The organism is Streptomyces sp. NBC_00523 (assembly GCF_036346615.1).
Lineage (GTDB): Bacteria > Actinomycetota > Actinomycetes > Streptomycetales > Streptomycetaceae > Streptomyces.
Genome location: NZ_CP107836.1, coordinates 4718503 through 4739066, shown reverse-complemented (window position 1 = coordinate 4739066; position 20564 = coordinate 4718503). Strand labels below are relative to the sequence as shown.

Annotated in this window: 15 protein-coding genes; 10 read left to right on the top strand and 5 right to left on the bottom strand. The window is 70.8% G+C overall.

All coding sequences use genetic code 11. The features are described from left to right. Nucleotides 1–30: 30 nt before the first annotated feature. The 3 genes from OHS17_RS21725 to OHS17_RS21715 all read left to right on the top strand — a co-directional run bounded on the left by OHS17_RS21725 (nucleotide 31) and on the right by OHS17_RS21715 (nucleotide 4464). Nucleotides 31–1434 carry a class II fumarate hydratase gene (locus tag OHS17_RS21725; RefSeq protein WP_330313520.1) on the top strand — a complete coding sequence of 468 codons (1404 nt, stop codon included), beginning with the start codon at nucleotides 31–33 and terminating at the stop codon, nucleotides 1432–1434. Between the two features lie 44 nt (nucleotides 1435–1478). Beyond that, nucleotides 1479–2186 (top strand): cytidylyl-2-hydroxypropylphosphonate hydrolase, encoded by a 708-nt coding sequence (gene fomD, locus OHS17_RS21720; protein ID WP_330313519.1) that lies wholly within the window; start codon nucleotides 1479–1481, stop codon nucleotides 2184–2186. A gap of 385 nt (nucleotides 2187–2571) precedes the next feature. Further along, a complete protein-coding gene (locus OHS17_RS21715; protein ID WP_330313518.1) occupies nucleotides 2572–4464 on the top strand; it encodes a SpoIIE family protein phosphatase in 1893 nt (630 codons plus the stop codon). 9 nt (nucleotides 4465–4473) lie between these two features. Here the strand turns inward: OHS17_RS21715 and OHS17_RS21710 are convergent, their stop codons facing one another. The 3 genes from OHS17_RS21710 to OHS17_RS21700 form a co-directional block, all read right to left on the bottom strand. Further along, the gene (locus OHS17_RS21710) at nucleotides 4474–5235 is read right to left on the bottom strand and encodes a hypothetical protein (RefSeq protein WP_330313517.1); all 762 of its coding nucleotides are present in this window, start codon (nucleotides 5233–5235) and stop codon (nucleotides 4474–4476) included. Further along, nucleotides 5235–9212 carry an SGNH/GDSL hydrolase family protein gene (locus OHS17_RS21705; protein ID WP_330313516.1) on the bottom strand — a complete coding sequence of 1326 codons (3978 nt, stop codon included), beginning with the start codon at nucleotides 9210–9212 and terminating at the stop codon, nucleotides 5235–5237. Before OHS17_RS21705 ends, OHS17_RS21710 begins: the two co-directional genes overlap by 1 nt. A 203-nt stretch (nucleotides 9213–9415) precedes the next feature. After that, complete coding sequence (locus OHS17_RS21700) at nucleotides 9416–11698, bottom strand: transglycosylase domain-containing protein (protein WP_330313515.1); 2283 nt, start codon at nucleotides 11696–11698, stop codon at nucleotides 9416–9418. Nucleotides 11699–11925: 227 nt separating this feature from the next. Between OHS17_RS21700 and OHS17_RS21695 the strand changes: the two genes are divergently transcribed. From OHS17_RS21695 to OHS17_RS21675, 5 genes are all read left to right on the top strand, one after another. After that, nucleotides 11926–12897 (top strand): SPFH domain-containing protein, encoded by a 972-nt coding sequence (locus tag OHS17_RS21695; protein WP_026171235.1) that lies wholly within the window; start codon nucleotides 11926–11928, stop codon nucleotides 12895–12897. A gap of 68 nt (nucleotides 12898–12965) precedes the next feature. Beyond that, the gene (locus OHS17_RS21690; protein WP_202533684.1) at nucleotides 12966–13166 is read left to right on the top strand and encodes a hypothetical protein; all 201 of its coding nucleotides are present in this window, start codon (nucleotides 12966–12968) and stop codon (nucleotides 13164–13166) included. 103 nt (nucleotides 13167–13269) lie between these two features. After that, the gene (locus tag OHS17_RS21685) at nucleotides 13270–13794 is read left to right on the top strand and encodes a PadR family transcriptional regulator (protein ID WP_330313514.1); all 525 of its coding nucleotides are present in this window, start codon (nucleotides 13270–13272) and stop codon (nucleotides 13792–13794) included. Then, nucleotides 13791–14477: an ABC transporter ATP-binding protein gene (locus OHS17_RS21680; RefSeq protein ID WP_018100930.1), complete on the top strand. Its 687-nt coding sequence runs from the start codon at nucleotides 13791–13793 to the stop codon at nucleotides 14475–14477. The genes OHS17_RS21685 and OHS17_RS21680 overlap by 4 nt, the downstream gene beginning before the upstream one ends. Further along, a complete protein-coding gene (locus OHS17_RS21675) occupies nucleotides 14474–16873 on the top strand; it encodes an ABC transporter permease (protein WP_330313513.1) in 2400 nt (799 codons plus the stop codon). The genes OHS17_RS21680 and OHS17_RS21675 overlap by 4 nt, the downstream gene beginning before the upstream one ends. Before the next feature lie 22 nt (nucleotides 16874–16895). On the opposite strand, the gene OHS17_RS21670 is transcribed toward OHS17_RS21675, so the two are convergent. Continuing rightward, nucleotides 16896–17861, bottom strand: coding sequence for a hydrogen peroxide-inducible genes activator (locus tag OHS17_RS21670; protein WP_330313512.1), 966 nt, complete (start codon nucleotides 17859–17861; stop codon nucleotides 16896–16898). Nucleotides 17862–17993: 132 nt separating this feature from the next. On the opposite strand from OHS17_RS21670, the gene OHS17_RS21665 reads away from it, so the two are divergent. After that, complete coding sequence (locus OHS17_RS21665; RefSeq protein WP_018100933.1) at nucleotides 17994–18548, top strand: peroxiredoxin; 555 nt, start codon at nucleotides 17994–17996, stop codon at nucleotides 18546–18548. A 12-nt stretch (nucleotides 18549–18560) separates the two neighbouring features. Beyond that, a complete protein-coding gene (locus tag OHS17_RS21660) occupies nucleotides 18561–19094 on the top strand; it encodes an alkyl hydroperoxide reductase (RefSeq protein WP_093706689.1) in 534 nt (177 codons plus the stop codon). Between the two features lie 85 nt (nucleotides 19095–19179). Here the strand turns inward: OHS17_RS21660 and OHS17_RS21655 are convergent, their stop codons facing one another. Next, complete coding sequence (locus OHS17_RS21655; RefSeq protein WP_330313511.1) at nucleotides 19180–20559, bottom strand: AI-2E family transporter; 1380 nt, start codon at nucleotides 20557–20559, stop codon at nucleotides 19180–19182. Between the last annotated feature and the right edge of the window lie 5 nt (nucleotides 20560–20564).

Here is a 20564-nt window from a genome sequence, read left to right as displayed (position 1 = left end):
CTTTTTGGGCGGCTTCAAGGAGGTTGAACGATGACGGATCAGGGAACGGCCGAGGGCTACCGCGTCGAGCACGACTCGATGGGCGAGGTCAGGGTGCCCGCCGACGCGAAGTGGCGGGCCCAGACGCAGCGGGCCGTGGAGAACTTCCCGGTCTCCGGCCAGCGCCTGGAGCGGGCCCACATCGAGGCCCTGGCCCGCATCAAGGCCGCCGCCGCCAAGGTCAACGCCGAGCTGAAGGTCCTCGACCCGGACATCGCCGAGGCGATCCAGGAGGCGGCCGGCGAGGTCGCCGAAGGGCGCTGGGACGCGGAGTTCCCGGTCGACGTCTTCCAGACCGGCTCGGGCACCTCCTCGAACATGAACACCAACGAGGTCCTGGCCACCCTCGCCACCGAGCGCCTGGGCCGCGCGGTCCACCCCAACGACCACGTCAACGCCTCGCAGTCCTCCAACGACGTGTTCCCCTCCTCGATCCACATCGCCGCCACCGCCGCGGTCACCGCCGACCTGATCCCCGCCCTGGACCACCTCGCCGCCGCCCTGGAGCGCAAGGCGGAGGAGTTCGCGACGGTGGTGAAGTCCGGGCGCACCCACCTGATGGACGCCACACCCGTCACCCTCGGCCAGGAGTTCGGGGGCTACGCCGCCCAGATCCGTTACGGCGTCGAGCGGCTGCGCGCCTCGCTCCCCCGCCTCGCCGAACTCCCCCTCGGCGGCACGGCCGTGGGCACCGGCATCAACACCCCGCCCGGCTTCTCCGCCGCCGTCATCGCCGAGGTGGCCCGCGTCACCGGCCTGCCGCTCACCGAGGCCCGCGACCACTTCGAGGCGCAGGGCGCCCGGGACGGCCTGGTGGAGACGTCGGGCCAGCTGCGCACCCTCGGTGTCTCGCTCACCAAGATCTGCAACGACCTGCGCTGGATGGCGTCCGGGCCGCGCACCGGCCTCGCCGAGATCTCCCTGCCCGACCTACAGCCCGGCTCCTCGATCATGCCGGGCAAGGTCAACCCGGTCATCCCCGAGGCCGTCCTGATGGTCGCCGCGCAGGTGACCGGGAACGACGCCACTGTCGCCGCCGCGGGGGCCGCCGGGAACTTCGAGCTGAACGTCATGCTCCCGGTCATCGCGAAGAACCTGCTGGAGTCCGTACGGCTGCTCACCAACGCCTCCCGGCTGCTCGCGGACCGCACGGTGGACGGCATCACGGCGCACGCCGAGCGGGCCAGGGAGTACGCCGAGTCCTCGCCGTCCGTCGTCACCCCGCTGAACAAGTACATCGGCTACGAGGAAGCGGCCAAGGTCGCCAAGAAGTCACTCGCGGAACGCCGGACGATCCGTGAGGTCGTCCTCGAAGGCGGCTACGTGGAGCGCGGAGACCTGACCGAACAGCAGCTCGACGAGGCCCTGGACGTACTGCGCATGACCCGCCCGTGACGGGCGCCACGGTGCCGGGGCCGCGCGCTCCGTAGGATCTCTCCATGACGGGTACCGGAGGGACCGAGCGCTGGGCGCCGGGTGACCAGATTCTGTGGCGCTACCGCGGCAACGGCCCCGAACGGCCGGATTCCGCCGCTCACGCGTTCCACATCTGCCGCCCGGTCACGGTCGTCCAGGACACCGAGGAGCTGCTCGCGGTGTGGGTGGCGCCCGGCACCGAGTGCGTCAAGCCGGTCCTCGCGGACGGCACCGAGGTGCACGCCGAACCGCTCGCCACCCGCTACACCGCCCCGCGCACGACGGCCCGTTCGCTCTGGCTGGGCAACGGCGTGCTGAAGCTGGCCAGAGCCGGCGAGCCCTGGTCCGTCTGGCTGTTCTGGGAGCGTGCCTGGCAGTTCCGCAGCTGGTACGTGAACCTGGAGGAGCCGCGCACCAGGTGGGCCGGGGGCACCGACTCCGAGGACCACTTCCTGGACATCTCCGTCTACCCGGACCGCAGCTGGCTCTGGCGTGACGAGGACGAGTTCGAGCAGGCCCAGCGGGTCGGCCTGATCACGCCGGACACGGCGTGCCGGGTGCGCGAGGCGGGGCGCGAGGCGGTCGGGCTGATCCGCTCCTGGGGGGCGCCGTTCCGCGACGGCTGGGAGGACTGGCGGCCCGATCCGGCGTGGCGGGTGCCCGAACTCCCGGACGACTGGGACCGCCGGCCGGACGGTTCGGACCGTACGGCTTCCGCCATGCCGTCGTGAGACCCTTGATGCACCCCAGGGGGGCAAACGTAGGATCGTCCCGAGGAGCGCGGCTCGGCCCCAACCGGCAGGCGGGGTGCAGGACCTGACCGCAAGTCATCGGCTCGTCGCGCGGACCGCGCCCTCAAGGGTCGCATCGGCGTCACGAGTCGCACGAGTTGCCCGCATCGCATGAGCCACTACGAGGGGGTGGAGACGTGTCCGCTGACCGCTGCCGCTCCCATGGAAACGTTGTCACCGGCATCCTGATCGGACATCGCGTTTCGGCCCCGTACGACGGGGAAGGCGATGTCAGCCGTTGTTATTGCCGCTCCTGCCGGGGCACAGTAGCGCCCCACAAGGTGATTGCCTCATACAACCGGCCCGGACGGACGGAATCCCACGCGTGACGGAGCACCCCACCTCCCACGAAGGCCGGCAGCCTCTCGCCGCCCGGCCGCAGGAACGCACCCGGCCGCGGCAGCGGGACGCCGCCGTCGCGGCCGCCGCTGCCGCCACGGCGATCCCGGCACCCGCCAAGGGCCCCGCGGGCTCAACCCCCGATCCACAGGCGGCGACGCGGCGCGAGGGCGACCGGCTGCGCTTCGTGGGGGCCGCGACCCGGCGGATCGCCCGGGGCATCGACCTGGACGAGATCGTGCTCGGACTGTGCCGGGCCAGTGTGCCGACGTTCTCCGACGCCATACTCGTCTACCTCCGCGACCCGCTGCCCGTCGGCGACGAGCGGCCGGTCAACCCGTTCGTGCTGCGCCTGCGCCGCTCGGACCGGCTGCGGCTGACCGACGAGGAGACCGAGAGCCTGTCCGAGACGGAGCGGCTGCGGCTGCCCGCCGTCGACCCGCAGGCCGACCTGATGCCCGCCGCAGAGCTCTGCGAGGTCCGCCCCGGGAGCGCTCTCGCCGAGGTGCTGCGCGGGGTGCGGCCGGTCTTCGGCGACTCCGCGGCGGCCCGCGTCGCGCTGCCCGAACTGCTGGGAGCCGACCGCTCGGTGCCGTCCGGCCACCGGGTGATCCTGGCCCCGCTGCGCGGCCGGCGCCGGGTGATCGGGGCGGCGGTCTTCCTGCGCGGCGCCGAGCGCCCGGCCTTCGAGGCCAACGACCTCCTGGTCGCCGCCCAGCTGGCCACGCACACCGCCCTCGGCATCGACAAGGCCGTGCTCTACGGGCGCGAGGCGTACATCGCGGACGAGCTCCAGCGCACGATGCTGCCCGACTCGCTCCCTCAGCCGACCGGCGTGAAACTCGCCTCGCGCTACCTCCCGGCCGCCGAGACGGCCCGGGTCGGCGGCGACTGGTACGACGCGATCCCGCTGCCCGGCAGCAGGGTCGCCCTGGTCGTCGGGGACGTCATGGGCCACTCCATGACCTCTGCCGCGATCATGGGCCAGCTCCGGACCACCGCGCAGACCCTGGCCGGGCTCGACCTGCCCCCGCAGGAGGTCCTGCACCACCTGGACGAGCAGGCGCAGCGCCTCGGCAGCGACCGCATGGCGACCTGCCTCTACGCGGTGTACGACCCCGTCGCGCACCGCATCACCGTCGCCAACGCGGGCCACCCGCCGCCCGTCCTGCTCCACCTGGGCGGCCGCGCCGAGGTCCTGCGGGTGCCCCCGGGCGCCCCGATCGGCGTCGGCGGGGTCGACTTCGAGGCCGTCGAGCTGGACGCCCCGGCCGGTGCGACGCTGCTGCTGTACACGGACGGGCTGGTCGAGTCCCGGCTGCGGGACGTGTGGACGGGCATCGAGCTGCTGCGGGAACGGCTCGCCGCGACCGCCCGGCTGACCGGCCCGGACCACTCGCCGCCACTGGAGGCCCTGTGCGACGACGTGCTGGACATGCTGGGCCCCGGTGACCGCGACGACGACATCGCGCTGCTCGCCGCCCGCTTCGACGGGATCGCGCCGAGCGACGTCGCCTACTGGTTCCTGGACCCGGACGACTCCGCTCCCGGCCGGGCCCGCCGACTGGCCCGCAGGGCGCTCGGCCGGTGGGGCCTGGACGACCTCTCGGACTCGGTGGAGCTCCTGATCAGCGAGGTGGTCACCAACGCCGTGCGGTACGCGGAGCGCCCGGTCACCCTGCGCCTGCTGCGCACCGAGACCCTGCGCTGCGAGGTCGGCGACGACTCCCCCCAGCTCCCCCGGCAGCGCCGCGCCAAGGACATGGACGAGAACGGCCGCGGCCTGTTCCTGGTCAACCGCCTGGCCCGCCGCTGGGGCGCGACGCGCCTGTCGACGGGCAAGGTGGTGTGGTTCGAGATGCCGACCGGGGGGCGGTGACCCGCCGGTTCAGCAGGTGGCCACCGGAACTGCGGTCACGGGAGCGGCGGCCGCCCCGCGGTCACGGGTGAAGGCATAGCACTGCTGTACGGGTGTGCCGTCGACGCTCTCCCGGACGAACACGGTGATGACGTCCGCGTCGCCGGACCGCTCCGCCTTCCTGACGGAGTACGGGCGCTGCCGGTGCGCGGGGTCGAGGACCCGGGTCGCCTCCGTCAGGGTCGCCCAGCCGGCCATGTTCGCCAGCCGCTTCCGCGCGAGCGTCACGTCGAAGCCGACCACCCGCCCGCTCCGGCACGCGCTGTCGTCCCGCTCGGCCCGCTTCGCCGTCCACGTGGTGGCGGCCGCCTTCCGCGCGAACGTCAGGGTGAAGCAGCGTTCCGTCCTGACGGACCCGGCGCCGAGCACGACCCCCTTCTCGTCGTGGTCCGACGAGAAGGGGGCGGTGGCGGCGTAGGTCCCGTGCTCGGGGTCGTACGCGATGACCGGGGCGTGCGTGTGCTGCCAGATGACGCCTACCAGCGCGTCGGGGGCGGTGGAGTGCGTGGCCGACAGCGCCCGGGCCGTGTCGTCCGAGGCGCGCCGGGCCTGCGCGCGAACGGAGGCCACGGCCGCCTCCTCCCGCCGCTCGTTCACCCGGTCCCCGTGCCAGGCCGCGTACCAGAAGTACGCGAGCAACGCGGCCGGGACCATCAGCAGCAGCAGACAGCCGGTGGTGACGCGACGGCCGGACCGCCGCGTCACCACCGGACTGCTGGGAATCGAGGCCATCAGCTCCCCGTGTACTTGGCGTCGGCCAGGGCCTGATCCATGACCTGCGCGTACTTCGTCGTTCCCGAGCCGTTCGGGTGGAAGGACTCAAGACTCGCGCAGATGTCGTCCCCGGGCCAGGGAAGGCACGGGGTCGGAGTCGCGTCGTCCCCGCTGTGGAAGTCGCCGTCGCCGTTCGGCCCGGCCACAATGTCATGGATGTACGGGTCTCCGTCGCACACCGCATGGCCGCGGAAAGCCGGGATCGCGTCGGCGAACGTGACCTTGTAGCCGTTCGCGGCCAGTCCCTCGACCATCGTCTTCTGCTCGTCGCGCATGTAGTCGGCCAGGTTGTTCAGCACGCCGAAGTTCCCCGTGATGCAGGGATCGTCGGCGACGATGTGCGGGTAGCCCATGAGGACGATCCGGGCGTTGTACGCCGCTCCGCTGATCTCCTTGATGAGTGCCTCGGTGTCCTGGACCGCGGTGTGCGCCTTGCCGGTGAAGTCGTCCTCGTCGCAGATGCCGATGATGTAGCAGTCGGTGACCGCGTTGGTGAAGTTGTCACCGTCGTTGCCGCCGATGGTCAGCATGACCAGGCTCGTGTCCTTACTGAGGACACCCGAGTCGATCTGGGTCACCTCGTGATAGTTGCCCATCTCACCCCAGGAGTTGGGGTCCCCGGAGGTCAGCTGCCACGTCTTCGCACCGGAGCACGAGACGTTCTGGAAGTCCATCGACGCGTCACCGCCGTCGGCGAGCTCGCCGATCGGCTTGCTGGTGAAGGGCAGGATGACCTTGCGGGCCCAGGAGTTCGCGCTGCGACGGCAGGCGTTCCACTGGGAGGTGCCGTGGTCCCGGTCGGACTCGGGCGAGTAGCTGCCGGCTCCCTCTCCGGAGGAGTAGGAGTCGCCCATCGCCACCACCATGTGCTTCGGCTTGGCCGAGAGCTTCTGGAAGGCGACGGAGGTGAACGCGATGTCGTCGTCGGCCGTACCGTCGGCCGTGGTGTTCGACAGTTCCACCTGGGGTGTGCCGGTGAAGTGGTACGTACCGAGTTCGAACCAGGTGTTGGTGCCGTAGTGGGTGTTCACGTAGCGGTCCCGGTCACCGTCGTCGGTGCCCTTGATGACGTAATGGGCCTGCTGGGTGTGGGCACCCGTGTCGGGCAGGTGGACGAACACGCGCGCCCAGCCCGCACTCTGCCCCAGGGTCCAGGTACCGGTGATGGCCATGGGTCCGGAGTCGCCGAGGTGCGCCGAGTTGCGGGTGTGGGTGTACCAGAAGTGGCCGTCGTAGCCGCCGCCGACCTGATGGAGGTCGGCCTTCGCCTCGTAATGGTTGTCGGAGTCCGCGTGGAATCCGAACGCGAAACTGCCCTTGGACGAGACCGTCCCGCAGTCGTTCCACGACGGAGTGCCGTCCGGTACGGAGGCGACCACGAGGGAGCCGGCCGGTGCGCCGTCGCATACGGGGGTGCCGTACTTGAGGCGGTAGCCGCGCCCCGGTTCCGAGCGCAGCGTCTCGTACTTGATGTGCTCGTGGCCGCAGTTGGTCGCGCAGTCGTCCTTCCAGGTCGCGTTCTCCTTGTGCCACCAGTACTGCGCGTAGCACGCCTCGGTGTCGCAGTCCGGCGGGCTGAGGGAGTCGCAGTTGTTGAACTCGTTGCAGAAAACGGTCAGGTCGGGGGAGACCTTGCTGCGCTCCGCGTTGCTGACCCACCAGGCGGGGTAGAAGCCGGCGGAGCTGAATCCGGATTCGCCCTGCCAGTCCTGCCGTCCGTCCGTGCTGTAGGAGTAGCCCGTGTCGATGGACCAGGCGGACCAGCCCATCACCTTCTCCTCGTACGGCCAGTCCTGCGGGTGTGCCGCGTCATGGTTCGCGTCGGGGTCCAGGCTGGTGTCCATGAAGGGATGGCCCCAGCTCTTCTTGTAGATGGGGTTGGCCGGGTTGTTGTACCAGCCGAGTCCCCAGGGGCCGCTGGAATGCGGGGTGGGCGGGTTGAAGCCGAGGTTGTAGTTCCAGACGGCGGTGAACCAGTTCTCCACCTTCGAGGGGTCGTCGTCATTGACGGTGACCTCCTGCCCGGCCGTGTGGACCTCGTTCCACTTGTCGGCGAGGATCTGCACGGCTGCGGCGATGTTCACGGCGTAGTCGAGGGCGACGGCCTTCTGCTTCTCCGGCGACAGGCTGGTCTCGCCGGTCTTCTCGTGGCCGGCCAGGCGCATGCCATCGGTGATCTGCCCGACTCCGTAGCCGCAGTCGGACTCGTCCCAGTGGACCTTCCAGTAGTCACTCGTCGAGCCGGACGCGTCATGCCCGTAGTAGCCGTCGACGGCCGCGAGCGGGTTGCCCATCTGGCCGGGGACGACGCCGGACTCGGCCTGCCACAGGTTCGACTCCTGGGCCAGGATGCCGAGCATCACGTTGGCGGGGATGCGGGCGGTCGCGGAATCGCCGAGCTTCGGCTTGGGGAAGAGACCCTGGGGGTCCACGACGCCGAGACCGTACTGGTTGCGCCAGCCGCCGGTGGTCAGCCACTGCGAGCGCAGCTCGCCGCGCACGGCCATGTCCACGGCCCACTCGACCTGGTTCGGCGTCGGCTGCAGGGCCTGGGCGTTCACATCGTTGCGGGAGATCGAGCACCAGCGGTCGGGGTCCGTCGGCGTGGTGGACGCGGCCGCGGCCGTCGCGCTGAGCGCGGAGGGCGCGGTCTTCGCCGTGGCCCTGGTCCGGTCGGCCAGAGCCGGTGAGAGGACGGCCGGAGACGCGGGGTCGGCAGCAGCCGGAAGGACGCTCTGCGTGAGCTTCTTCCCGGTGGTGACGGCCGTCGAGGTGACGGTCACCGGCTCGGCCGACTCCTCCTCGGCCGGCGGCTGCGGTTCGGGCTCGGCCTTGGTGAATCCGCGGCCCGTGTTCTTGATCCGTTCCAGACCCGCCTGCACCCCCGGAGTGAGCACCGGGTCGACGGCGAGTCGGCCCAGGCCGGACACCGTCGTGTCGGCGGGCGCGTCGAGCACGGTGACACCGCTCCCCTCAACACGGGGCTCCCCGGAGGGACGGCCGGTGAGGAACACGCGTCCGGCGTCGCCCGGCAGGAGTTCGAGGTCACCGACCTTCCCCTTGGCCAGGAGGGCCGGCTTCCCCCGGCCGGTGAACACCTTGGCCTGGGACACGGAGGTGCCCTTGCGGTCCACGAACGCGATCCGGCCGTCCTTGGCGGGGCGGATGTCGAACGGGACGCTGTCCGCGGTGGCGAGCTTGGTCACCTTGCCCGCATGGTCCACGCGGACCACTCCGTGCCCCTGCCCGGCGAGCATGCCGCCCTCGGCCGGCACCGCGCTGGTGAACTGCCCGTCGAGCGTGGCCTCATCGAGCGTCTTCCCGGACGTGTTCACGGTGATCAGGCGCGTCTTCATGGTGCGCACGTCGTTCATCCCGCGGTACGCGGTGAACGCGGCCGTCCCCTGCGCGGCGTTGCACGTGGGGTCGAAGTAGGCCAGGGACGCCGTGAACGGCAGCTTCGTCACGCGGCCGGTGTCCAGGTCCACGATCGCGGTGAAGGCACCGCCCTGCATCAGGTCCGGCTTGTTCGTGAAGGCCCTGGGCGCGTAGGCGACCGCGGCGTGGGAGCGGTCCATGACGCAGGTGTTGCCGATCCACGAGTCCGCGGGCATGCCGGGCTCGGACAGCCTGGCCGCCGTCTTCCACGTATAGGCGTCCGCGCTGTCGGCGACCAGGATGTGCAGGCCGTCGGTGTCGGCAGCGGCGACCACGGCCCGGTCCTTGGAGCTCTTCCAGCCCTTCCCGAGCTGCCGGTCCGGGTCGGCGACCCGTGCCGGAGGGGCGGGCGCGGTACTGCTCGGGGGCGGGGCGGCCTTCGGTGCGGGTGGTGCCGCGACGGCGGGCGCGGCCTGGATCAGACCCCCGACCAGCACGGCGCTGACCGCCAGCACCGCGGGTATGGAGGTCGCTCCGACGGATCTTCCGGCTTTCAAGAGTGCTCCCCTGGCATGCGTCGACGCCGGTCCATGACGGCAGGTCGTGGCGACCTTAGGTGACGCATACAAGGACCTGCCAGAGAACCGGAGTTACATGGCGCATATACGACAAGGCCGATGAGGACAGACCGTGACGTCACCGACATGCTCGGTGCGGTCGGGACGGTCGCCTCATCGGCCTTGTCGCGCCGGTCAGCCGGTCAGCGCTCGTCGCTGTTGTCCGGTCGCCGGTCCCCCGAGAGGTCCGGGAGCTCCACGGTGGACGACGGGTCCGGGTCCGGGTCGGTCGACGGGTTGGGGGGCTGTTCGCTCGTCGGGCCGCCCGAGGGCGAGGCGGGCGGGGAGCTCTGCGGTGACTCGCTGGCCGGCGGGGGCTCGGAGGACGGCGAGGTGGACGGTGTGTCGGAGGGCGAGGGCTTCTCGGACGGCGAGGTGCTCGGGCTCGGCGAGGTGGACGCGGGCGGCGGGCTGACCGCGGCGCCCATGTCCGTGTCCAGGTCGAACTCGCGGGCCTTGCCGACGGAGTGGCCCATGTAGTCGGCCCAGATCTCGGCGGGGAAGCCGCCACCGTTGACGCGTCCGCCGCCGCCGGCGCCCTGGAGGGTCACCTGAGCGTTCTTGCTGATCTTCTTGCCGTCGTCGCCGGTGCGGTCGAAGGCCGCCTCGCCGAACAGGCCGACCGAGGTGACCAGGTTGGAGGTGTAGCCGGTGAACCAGGCCGACTTGTTGTCGTCGGAGGTACCGGTCTTGCCGGCGATGTCCTTGTCGGAGAGCCCCTCCGCGTTGCGGACCGACCCGCGGGCCGTACCGTCGTCGACCACACCGGTCAGGACGGACGTCACGGAGTCCGCGGCCTGGCGGGAGATCACCTGTTCGCCGATCGCGTCGGGCAGGTCGAGGGGGGCGTCGCCCTGGTGCACGGCCGTCTTCACGATCTGCGGGGTGACCTGCTTGCCGTGGTTGTCGAGCGTGGCGTAGACCCCGGCCATCTCCAGCGGGCTCGCCCCCATGGAGCCGAGGGTCATCGCGGGCGCGGCCTCCAGGTCCTTCACGTTCATGCCGAGCTTGCCCGCGGTCGCCAGCACCTTGTCCATGCCGACGTCCACGCCCATCTGCGCGAAGACGGAGTTGACGGACGCGTTCATCGCGGTCTGGACGGTGATCTGCCCGTAGTTGTGGTCGTCCTCGTTCTCCGGCGCGAAGTACCGGTCGCCGCCGACGACGGGGCGCTTGCTGGTGCCGTCGTAGCGGGTGTTCGCGGTGATCTTCTCGTCGTCCTGCGTCTTCGACTCGTTGTCGAGGGCGGAGGCGAGGATGACCGGCTTGAAGGTGGACGCGGGCTGGTAGTCCCTGCGCCCGGCGTTCGAGATCCAGTGCTCGCTCTGGCCGCGTCCGCCGTACAGCGCGAGGACCGCGCCGGTCTTCGGGTCGACCGAGGCGGCGCCCGCCTGGATGTCCTTGTCGAGCTTGCGCTTCTTGGTGTCCAGCTTGTCGAGGAGCTTGGCCTCGACCGACTTCTCCAGCTGCTTCTGCTTCTTCTTGTCGATGTTGACGGTGATCGTCCAGCCGCCGCGGTCGAACTGGTCCTCGGTGATGCCCGCCTGCTTGATCACGGCCTCGCGGGCCGCCTGGACGATGTAGCCCTTCTGGCCGGCCGTCCCGTTCAGCGGCTTGGGCTCGCGCGGCACCGGGAACGTCTGCTTCTGGCGCTTGGCGGAGTCGAGCCAGCCCTCCTCCACCATGTTGTCCAGGGTGTAGGCCCAGCGCGCCTTGACGAGCCGCTTGCCGTTCGGACCGGCGACGGCCCAGTCGTACTGGCTCGGCGCCTGGAGCAGCGCGGCGAGGTAGGCGCCCTGCGAGACGTTCAGGTCCTTGGCGTCCACGCCGTAGTACGCCTGCGCGGCGGCCTGGATGCCCCAGGCGCCGCGTCCGTAGTAGCTGGTGTTGATGTACCCGGCGAGGATTTCCTTCTTGGACTTCTTCTGGTCCAGCTTCAGCGAGATGACCAGCTCTTTGAGCTTCCGGGTGACCGTCTGCTGCTGGTCCAGGTAGTAGTTCTTGACGTACTGCTGCGTGATGGTCGAGCCACCCTGCTTGCCCTTGCCGGACAGCGTGTTGAGCAGGCCGCGCGCGGTGCCCTTGAAGTCGACGCCGTGGTCCTTGTAGAAGGACTTGTTCTCGGCGGCGACGAAGGTGTCCTGGACCTCCTTGGGCACCTCCGCGAGGCTCACGATCTCGCGGTTCACCTCGCCGGTCCTGGCGAGCAGGCTGCCGTCGGCGTACTTGTAGACGTTCGCCTGCAACTCCATCTTGGGGTTGCCCTCCGGCACGTCCACCATCATGTAGAGCACGGCGAAAGCGCCCATGCCCAGCAGGATCACCCCGAGGGCGGTGCCCAGTAGTTTGCGCCAGGTGAAGAGCCTGCGTATGCCGCCGCTCTTCGCAGCCCGCCGCTGGGCTCGTCGCGCTTCCGCTCGACCCATCGCTTGGTCGCTCCCGTTTCTCTGCTCTGCTCAGCCGAATCAGCCCGGACCTGCCAGCTAACACCGTTGGCAAGGCCGGAAAGCCGACGATCAGAGGTTTTACGGACGTGAGAATCAGCACCCGTCTCCGATGGAACCGACTCCTGAGGGGTGCGCAAGGTTGCGAGAACCGTTAATGTGTAATCACATTGCTAGCGACCGGCTAGCTGACCATGACGGGGGCCACCATGACCGATCCGCACGACCCCACCACCGCCGCCCAGCCGTCCGCCGGGCTCGCCCCGGACGCGCCGGAAATGCCGGAACCGCAGGTCCGGGAGACGAAGGCGCACAGCATCGGCGGCGGCCTCGGCCTGCTGCTGACCGTGCTCGGCGTGATCGCCGGCATCGCCCTCGCCGTCGTCGGAGGCGTCATCGGCTCGAACGGGAACAACGCCGTGGGCATCCCGCTCTGCATCCTGGGCGTCCTGCTCGCCATCGCCTCGTTCTTCTGCATGGGCGGTGTGAAGATGGTCGCACCGGGCGAGGCGCGGGTGATCCAGCTGTTCGGCCGGTACGTGGGCACCATCCGCACCGACGGACTGCGCTGGGTGAACCCGCTGACCTCCAGCCGCAAGATCTCCACCCGGGTCCGGAACCACGAGACCGCCGTCCTCAAGGTCAACGACGCCTACGGCAACCCGATCGAGCTCGCCGCGATCGTCGTGTGGAAGGTCGAGGACACCGCCCAGGCACTCTTCGAGGTCGATGACTTCCTGGAGTTCGTGGCCACCCAGACCGAGTCCGCCGTCCGGCACATCGCCCTGGAGTACCCGTACGACGCCCACGAGGAGGGCGGCCTGTCGCTGCGGGGCAACGCCGAGGAGATCACCGAGAAGCTGGCCGTCGAGCTGACCGCCCGGGTGCAGGCGGCGGGCGTGCGGATCATCGAGTCGCGTTTCAGCCACCTCGCGTACGCCCCCGAGATCGCCTCCGCGATGCTCCAGCGCCAGCAGGCCGGCGCGGTCGTCGCGGCCCGGCAGCAGATCGTGGAGGGCGCGGTCGGCATGGTCGAGATGGCGCTGACCCGGATCGCCGAGCAGGACATCGTGGAGCTGGACTCGGAGCGGAAGGCGTCCATGGTGAGCAATCTGATGGTGGTCCTGTGCGGTGACCGCGCCGCCCAGCCGGTCCTCAATACGGGCACGCTCTACCAGTGACCGAGGACAGCCCGGAGGCCGAGGAAGCGCGGGAAGCGCCCCGCGCCCGGTCGCGGCAGCGCAAGCAGATGCTGCTGCGGCTGGACCCCGCCGTGCACGACGCGCTGGCCCGCTGGGCGTCGGACGAACTGCGCAGCGCGAACGCCCAGATCGAGTTCCTGCTGCGCCGGGCGCTCGCCGAGGCGGGCCGGCTGCCGGGCGGCACGGCACCCATCCCCCGCCGGGGGCGCCCGCCGAAGGCGGCGCCGGAGCCGCCGGGCGAAGAGTAGGACCTGAGGCCCGTCCCGCCAGGGGCGGGCCTTTCACCTGGGCCGTTCGGATGTACCCCCTGCGTATACACGGCAGGTATACACACCATGTAGAGTGCTCCGCATGTCTATCGGCCACACCCTGCTCGGGCTCCTGGAGTCCGGCCCACGCCACGGTTACGACCTCAAGCGGACGTTCGACGAGAAGTTCGGGCACGACCGCCCCCTGCACTACGGACAGGTCTACTCGACCATGTCCCGGCTGCTGAAGAACGGCCTCGTCGAGGTCGACGGCGTGGAGAGCGGGGGTGGCCCCGAGCGCAAGCGTTACGCGATCACGGACGCCGGCATCACCGATGTCGCCACCTGGCTCGCGCAGCCCGAGAAGCCGGAGCCGTACCTCCAGTCGACCCTGTACACCAAGGTCGTCCTGGCGATGCTCACCGGCCGCAACGCGGCCGACGTGCTGGACGCCCAGCGCTCCGAGCACCTGCGCCTCATGCGCATACTCACCGACCGCAAGCGACGGGGCGACCTCGCCGATCAGCTGATCTGCGACCACGCCCTGTTCCATCTCGAAGCCGATCTGCGCTGGCTGGAACTGACCGCCGCCCGCCTCGGCCAGCTCCAGAAAGTGGTGGCCCCGTGACCCCCGCCGGCTCCCTGCTCTCCGCGCACGACCTGCACAAGACCTACGGCTCGACCCCCGCGCTGGACGGCGCCTCGTTCTCCGTCCACCCCGGCGAGGTCGTCGCCGTGATGGGCCCCTCCGGCTCCGGCAAGTCCACGCTGCTGCACTGCCTCGCCGGGATCATCACCCCGGACTCCGGCACCATCACCTACGACGGCCGCGAGCTGTCCGCCATGTCCGACGCGGAGCGCAGCGCCCTGCGCCGCACCGACTTCGGGTTCGTCTTCCAGTTCGGCCAGCTCGTGCCCGAGCTCACCTGCGTGGAGAACGTCGCCCTGCCGCTCCGGCTGGCCGGCACCCGCCGCAAGGACGCCGAGCGCACCGCCCGCTCCTGGATGGAGCGCCTGGAGGTCGAGGACATCGGCGCCCAGCGCCCCGGCGAGGTCTCCGGCGGCCAGGGCCAGCGCGTCGCCGTGGCCCGCGCGCTCGCCGCGTCCCCGAAGGTGATCTTCGCGGACGAGCCGACCGGCGCCCTGGACTCCCTCAACGGCGAGCGGGTCATGCAGCTGCTCACCGACGCCGCCCGCTCCTCCAACGTCGCGGTGGTCCTGGTGACCCACGAGGCCCGCGTCGCCGCCTACTCCGACCGCGACGTCACCGTGCGCGACGGCCGGGCCCGCGACCTGGAGCACGCCGTATGACGCTCCTGGACGAGAAGCGGACCCCGGCCCCCGCGCCCGCTCCGCCGCCGGCCCGCCCTTCCCGCACCGCCCCCTGGCTGCGCGACCTCGCCCTCGGCGTCCGGTTCGCCGCCGCCGGCGGGCGCGAGGGGTGGACCCGCACGATGCTCACCGCGATCGGCGTCGGTCTCGGCGTCACGCTGCTGTTCCTCGCCGCCTCGGTGCCGCACGCGCTCGACGCGCGCAACGACCGCGACACGGCGCGCAGCGAGACCAAGATCTCCGAGAACCCGGACGCGCAGGGCAAGAAGTCCGACACCTCGGTCCTGCGGATCGGGGCGGACACCGAGTTCCACGACCGCAGCATCACCGGCTATCTGATGCGCGCGGAGGGCAGCCACCCGGTGCTCCCGCCGGGCCTCGACGCCATGCCCGCCGACGGCGAGATGGTCGTCTCCCCCGCCCTGAAGGACCTGCTGAACGACCCGGCCAACGCCCTGCTCAAGGAGCGTTACCCGTACAAGATCACCGGCACCATCGCGGACGACGGACTGCGCTCACCCAACGAACTGTGGTTCTACGCCGGCAGCGACACCCTGACCCAGAGCGCGGGCGGCCACCGCGTCACCGGATACGGCGAGCCCGAACCGACCCCGCCGCTCGCCCCGCTGCTCGTGGTCCTGGTGATCATGGTCTGCGTGGTGCTGCTGGCGCCCGTCGCCATCTTCATCGCCACCGCCGTGCGCTTCGGCGGCGACCGCCGCGACCGCCGGCTGGCCGCGCTGCGCCTGGTCGGTACGGACATCAGGTCGACCCGGCGGATCGCGGCGGGCGAGGCCCTGTTCGGCTCCGCGCTCGGCCTGCTCATCGGCCTCGTCCTCTTCCTGGTGGGCCGGCAGTTCGTGAGCCACATCGAGGTCTGGGACGTCAGCGCCTTCCCCTCGGACCTCGCCCCCGACCTGCGGCTCTGCCTGCTCATCGCGGTCGCCGTCCCGCTGACCGCCGTGCTGGTCACGCTGTCCGCGATGCGCTCCGTGGTCATCGAACCGCTCGGGGTCGTACGCAACAACCGGGCCCGCAAGCGCCGTCTGTGGTGGCGGCTGCTGCTCCCGCTCGCCGGACTCGGCGTGCTGGCGCTCAACGGCCAGTCCGGCGAGTACGAGGTCGTCAACCCGTACGCCATCGCCACCGGCGCGGTCCTGGTCCTCCTCGGACTCGCCCTGCTGCTGCCGTGGCTGGTCGAGGCGTGCGTGAACCGGCTGCGCGGCGGCCCGGTGCCCTGGCAGCTCGCCACCCGCAGGCTCCAGCTGAGCAGCGGGACCGCCTCCCGGGCCGTCAGCGGCGTCACGGTGGCAGTGGCCGGCGCGGTGGCCGTGCAGATGCTGTTCGCCTCGATGAACGCCGACTTCAACAAGGCCACCGGGCAGGACCCCACCCGCGCCCAGTTCTACGCGGTGTCCGAGAAGGTCGGCGGCAACGCAGCCGTGGAGACCATCAACGAGTTCCGCGCCACCAAGGGCGTCACCCAGGTCATCGGCATGGTCGAGGCGTACGTCACCAAGCCGGGGAAGTACGGCGACGGGGAGATACAGCCCACCACGTCGCTGAACGTCGGTGACTGCGCCACCCTGCGCGAGGTCGCCCGCATCGGCTCCTGCGAGGACGGCGACTCCTTCGTCGTGCACCCCAGGAACGACAAGGAGATGGCCGGCTGGATGGACAAGACCGCCCGCAAGGGCAAGGAGGTCGAGTTCGAGTCGGAGAGCGGCCGGAAGCTGCGCTGGACGCTGCCCGCCGACGCGAAGACCGTCGTCAGCCGCAAGGACCCGATCGGCGAGGACCGCTGGGGGATCATGGTCACCCCGGGGGCGATCGACGCGACCAACCTGCCGGGGGCGACGACCGTCTCGCAGATCCGCATCGACGAGAGCGTCCCGGACGCCGCCGAGTACGTGCGCAACACGGCGGCCCGCATCGACCCCGGCATGCGCCTGGTCACCCTGACGTCCGTCGCACGCGACCGCCAGTACGCCAGCGTCCAGACCGGCCTCCAGGTCGGCGCCACGATCACGCTGCTGCTGATCGCGGCCTCCATGCTGGTCTCCCAGCTGGAGCAGCTGCGCGAGCGCAAGCGGCTGCTGTCGGTCCTGGTCGCCTTCGGCACCCGGCGGGCCACCCTCGCCTGGTCGGTGCTCTGGCAGACCGCGCTCCCGGTGGTCATCGGGCTCGCGGTGGCGGTGGCCGGCGGCCTCTCGCTGGGCGCGGCGCTGTGCTGGATGGTCGGCAAGTCGGTCGACGACTGGCTGGTGTTCCTGCCCCTGGCGGGAGCGGGCGGGGCACTCATCCTGCTGGTCACGCTGCTGTCCCTGCCGCCGCTGTGGCGCATGATGCGCCCGGACGGGCTGCGCAGCGAGTGACACCGCGGAGGGCGGCCGGACTTCAGGTCCGGCCGCCCTCCGCCACGCGTACCGGCAGCGCCCGCATCGTCCCGCGCAGCGCCGCCGCCAGCTCCTCGAACTCCTCCTGCCGCGCCGCCCCGGTCCGCATCGCCAGCGCCACCCGCCGCGTCGGCGCCGGGTCCGCGAAGTACCCCGTGGTCAGCGCCTCGTTGCGGGCGGTCTCGACGGTGACCGCGGTGCGCGGCAGCAGCGTCACCCCGAGGCCCCCGGCCACCAGCTGCACCAGGGTGGAGAGCCCGGCCGCGGTCGTGGTGACCGGGGCGCCCTCGGTCCGGCCGGCCTCGCGGCAGATGTCGAGGGCCTGGTCGCGCAGGCAGTGCCCCTCGTCCAGCAGCAGCAGAGGGAGCTTCCGGAGCGCGTCGCGGGGGATGTCGGCGCGCCCGCCGAGCGGGTGGCCGCGGTCCATGACGAGCACGAAGTCCTCGTCGAAGAGCGGGAGCTCGCTGACTCCGGGGACCCCGAGCGGCACGGCGAGCAGCAGCAGGTCGAGCCGTCCGGCGCCCAGCCCCTCGATCAGCGAGGAGGTCTGCTCCTCGTGCACCTGGAGGTCGAGGGCCGGGTAGCGCTCGTGGACCAGCCGCAGCACGGCCGGCAGCAGATACGGGGCGACGGTCGGGATCACGCCGAGCCTGAGCACTCCGGTGAACGGGGCGCGGACCGCCTCGGCCTCCTCCATGAGCTCGCCGACGGCTTCGAGCACGACGCGCGCCCGCACCGCGAGCCGTTCCCCGGCGGGCGAGAGCAGCACCTTGCGCGTCGTACGCTCGATGAGCTGGGCACCCAGTGCCTCCTCCAGCGCGGACACGGCCCCGGAGAGCGCGGGCTGACTCATCCCGATTGCGGCCGCCGCGTCCCGGAAGTGCAGATGTTCGGCGACGGCCGCGAAGGCGCGCAGCTGCGAGAGGCTGGGCTGTTTGAGCCGGTTGCCCGGATTACTCTGCGCCACTGATAGGCACCTCCGATCATCACGACCGAGTGTAGCTATTTCCGCGATCAATGCACTCTGTGCCAAGGTGGAGATCGTCCAACCCCCAGGAACTCCCTCAAAAGGGGAGAACCTACGCTGCAAGGAGAGCGCGTGCTCACTGTCGGTGACAAGTTCCCCGAGTTCGACCTGACCGCCTGCGTGTCGCTGGAGAGCGGCAAGGAGTTCGAGCAGATCAACCACAAGACCTACGAGGGTCAGTGGAAGATCGTCTTCGCGTGGCCGAAGGACTTCACCTTCGTGTGCCCCACCGAGATCGCCGCCTTCGGGAAGCTGAACGACGAGTTCGCCGACCGTGACGCCCAGATCCTCGGCTTCTCCGGCGACTCCGAGTTCGTGCACCACGCCTGGCGCAAGGACCACCCGGACCTCACCGACCTGCCCTTCCCGATGCTGGCCGACTCGAAGCACGAGCTCATGCGTGACCTCGGCATCGAGGGCGAGGACGGCTTCGCGCAGCGCGCCGTCTTCATCGTGGACCAGAACAACGAGATCCAGTTCACGATGGTGACCGCCGGTTCCGTGGGCCGTAACCCCAAGGAGGTCCTGCGGGTCCTCGACGCCCTGCAGACCGACGAGCTGTGCCCGTGCAACTGGACCAAGGGCGAGAACACCCTGGACCCGGTCGCGCTCCTCTCGGGCGAGTGAGCTGATACCGACATGGCTCTCGACGAACTGAAGTCCGCCATACCGGACTTCGCCAAGGACCTGAAGCTGAACCTCGGTTCGGTCATCGGCAACAGCGAGCTCCCGCAGCAGCAGCTCTGGGGCACCGTCCTGGCCTGCGCGATCGCCTCGCGCTCGCCGAAGGTGCTGCGCGAGCTGGAGCCGGAGGCGAAGGCCAACCTCTCCGCGGAGGCGTACACCGCCGCGAAGTCGGCCGCCGCCATCATGGCGATGAACAACGTCTTCTACCGCACGCGTCACCTGCTCTCGGACCCCGAGTACGGGAACCTGCGCGCGGGTCTGCGGATGAACGTCATCGGCAAGCCGGGCGTGGAGAAGGTCGACTTCGAGCTGTGGTCGCTCGCCGTCTCCGCGATCAACGGCTGCGGCCAGTGCCTCGACTCGCACGAGCAGGTGCTCCGCAAGGCCGGCGTGGACCGCGAGACCATCCAGGAAGCCGTCAAGATCGCCTCGGTGATCCAGGCGGTGGGTGTGACCCTCGACGCCGAGGCCGTGCTCGCCGAGTAGGCACCGTACCCTGGAACACGAGAAGGGCCCCGAGGACGACCGACCGTCCGAGGGGCCCTTCTTCCTGTGCGTACGCGCGTGCGCGCTACGGGGCGTCCGGTGACGGCTCGTCCCCGCCCTCGTCCGGCGGGGGCGCGGAGGCGGCCGCCGGGCTGGGCGCCGCGTCCAGCGCGGTCGACCCGTGCGGGGGCGGCGAGTGGCGGCGCGACTCCTCCTGCCCGTAACTGCGCAGATAGCCCACCACCGTATTGGTCACCGCGACCAGCGGCACCGCCACCACCGCACCGCCGATCCCGGCGATCATGCCGCCCGCCGCGACCGAGAGCACCACGGCCAGCGGGTGCACCCGCACCGCGCGGCCCAGGATGAACGGCTGGAGGACATGGCCCTCGATCTGCTGCACCGCGAGGACCACGGCCAGCACCATCAGCGCGGTGAACACGCCCTCCGTGACCAGTGCGACGACCACCGCCAGCGCCCCGGACACCACCGCGCCGACGAGCGGGATGAAGGCGAACAGGAAGATGAAGACGGCCAGCGGCACCGCCATCGGCACGTTGAGGAAGTAGATCCCGAGCCCGATGAAGATCGCGTCGATCAGGGCCACGATGACCGTGCCGCGCACATAGGCGGTCAGCGTCCGCCAGGCGCGCGGACCGGCCCCGGCGACCCCGGGCCTCGCCTGCGCGGGCACCAGCTTGAGCACCCACTGCCAGATGCGCGCGCCGTCGTAGAGCAGGAAGAGCGTCGAGAACATCGCGAGCAGCGCGCCGGTCATGAACTCCACGACCACGGTGACGCCCTGGAGTCCCGCGGTGGTGATCGCCTCGGTGTTGGTGCCGACGGTGTCGCTGAGGTTCTTGGCGATGTCGTTGATCTGTTTGTCGGTCACATGGAACGGGCTGTCCAGCAGCCAGTTCTTGAGGTCGTCGATCCCCTTCGTCACCTTGTCGGACAGGGTGTCGATGTTGTCCATGACCTGCCACACCACGAACCAGCCGACCAGGCCCATGATGACGAAGCCGGAGATCGCGGTGACGGCCGTCGCCAGCCCCCTCGGCAGCCCATGGCGCCGCAGCCGGGCCACGGTCGGCTGGAGCAGCGCGGTGACGAGCAGCGCGGCGACGAAGGCCAGCACGACCAGCTGCACCGCGCTGATGACCCGCATCAGCACCCACAGGGTCCCCGCCAGCACCAGCAGCCGCCAGCCCGCCTCGGCCGCGACCCGCATCCCCCACGGGATCGCCGCGACCGGATCGGGCCGCGCGGCCACGGTGGGCGCGTAGGTGGGCGGGGCGGGCACCTGGTCGACGTGGGCCGCCTCGTCCTTCCCGGAGTCCACCGGGTCCGTGCCCCCGAGCAGGGGGTCGTCGGCCTCCGTCTCGGCCCGTCGTTCATCAAGGCGCTCGCTCAGCCTGCTCAGCTCAGCACCCACTTGTCCGAGCCACCCCGGCAGTTTCGACATAACGC

Bases quoted from the DNA above. Each gene is read 5' to 3' on its own strand.
- OHS17_RS21655 (WP_330313511.1), bottom strand. From the start codon at position 20,559: ATGTCGAAACTGCCGGGGTGGCTCGGACAAGTGGGTGCTGAGCTGAGC.
- OHS17_RS21695 (WP_026171235.1), top strand. From the start codon at position 11,926: ATGACCGATCCGCACGACCCCACCACCGCCGCCCAGCCGTCCGCCGGG.
- fomD (WP_330313519.1), top strand. From the start codon at position 1,479: ATGACGGGTACCGGAGGGACCGAGCGCTGGGCGCCGGGTGACCAGATT.
- OHS17_RS21660 (WP_093706689.1), top strand. From the start codon at position 18,561: ATGGCTCTCGACGAACTGAAGTCCGCCATACCGGACTTCGCCAAGGAC.
- OHS17_RS21690 (WP_202533684.1), top strand. From the start codon at position 12,966: ATGCTGCTGCGGCTGGACCCCGCCGTGCACGACGCGCTGGCCCGCTGG.
- OHS17_RS21675 (WP_330313513.1), top strand. From the start codon at position 14,474: ATGACGCTCCTGGACGAGAAGCGGACCCCGGCCCCCGCGCCCGCTCCG.
- OHS17_RS21725 (WP_330313520.1), top strand. From the start codon at position 31: ATGACGGATCAGGGAACGGCCGAGGGCTACCGCGTCGAGCACGACTCG.
- OHS17_RS21700 (WP_330313515.1), bottom strand. From the start codon at position 11,698: ATGGGTCGAGCGGAAGCGCGACGAGCCCAGCGGCGGGCTGCGAAGAGC.
- OHS17_RS21685 (WP_330313514.1), top strand. From the start codon at position 13,270: ATGTCTATCGGCCACACCCTGCTCGGGCTCCTGGAGTCCGGCCCACGC.
- OHS17_RS21710 (WP_330313517.1), bottom strand. From the start codon at position 5,235: ATGGCCTCGATTCCCAGCAGTCCGGTGGTGACGCGGCGGTCCGGCCGT.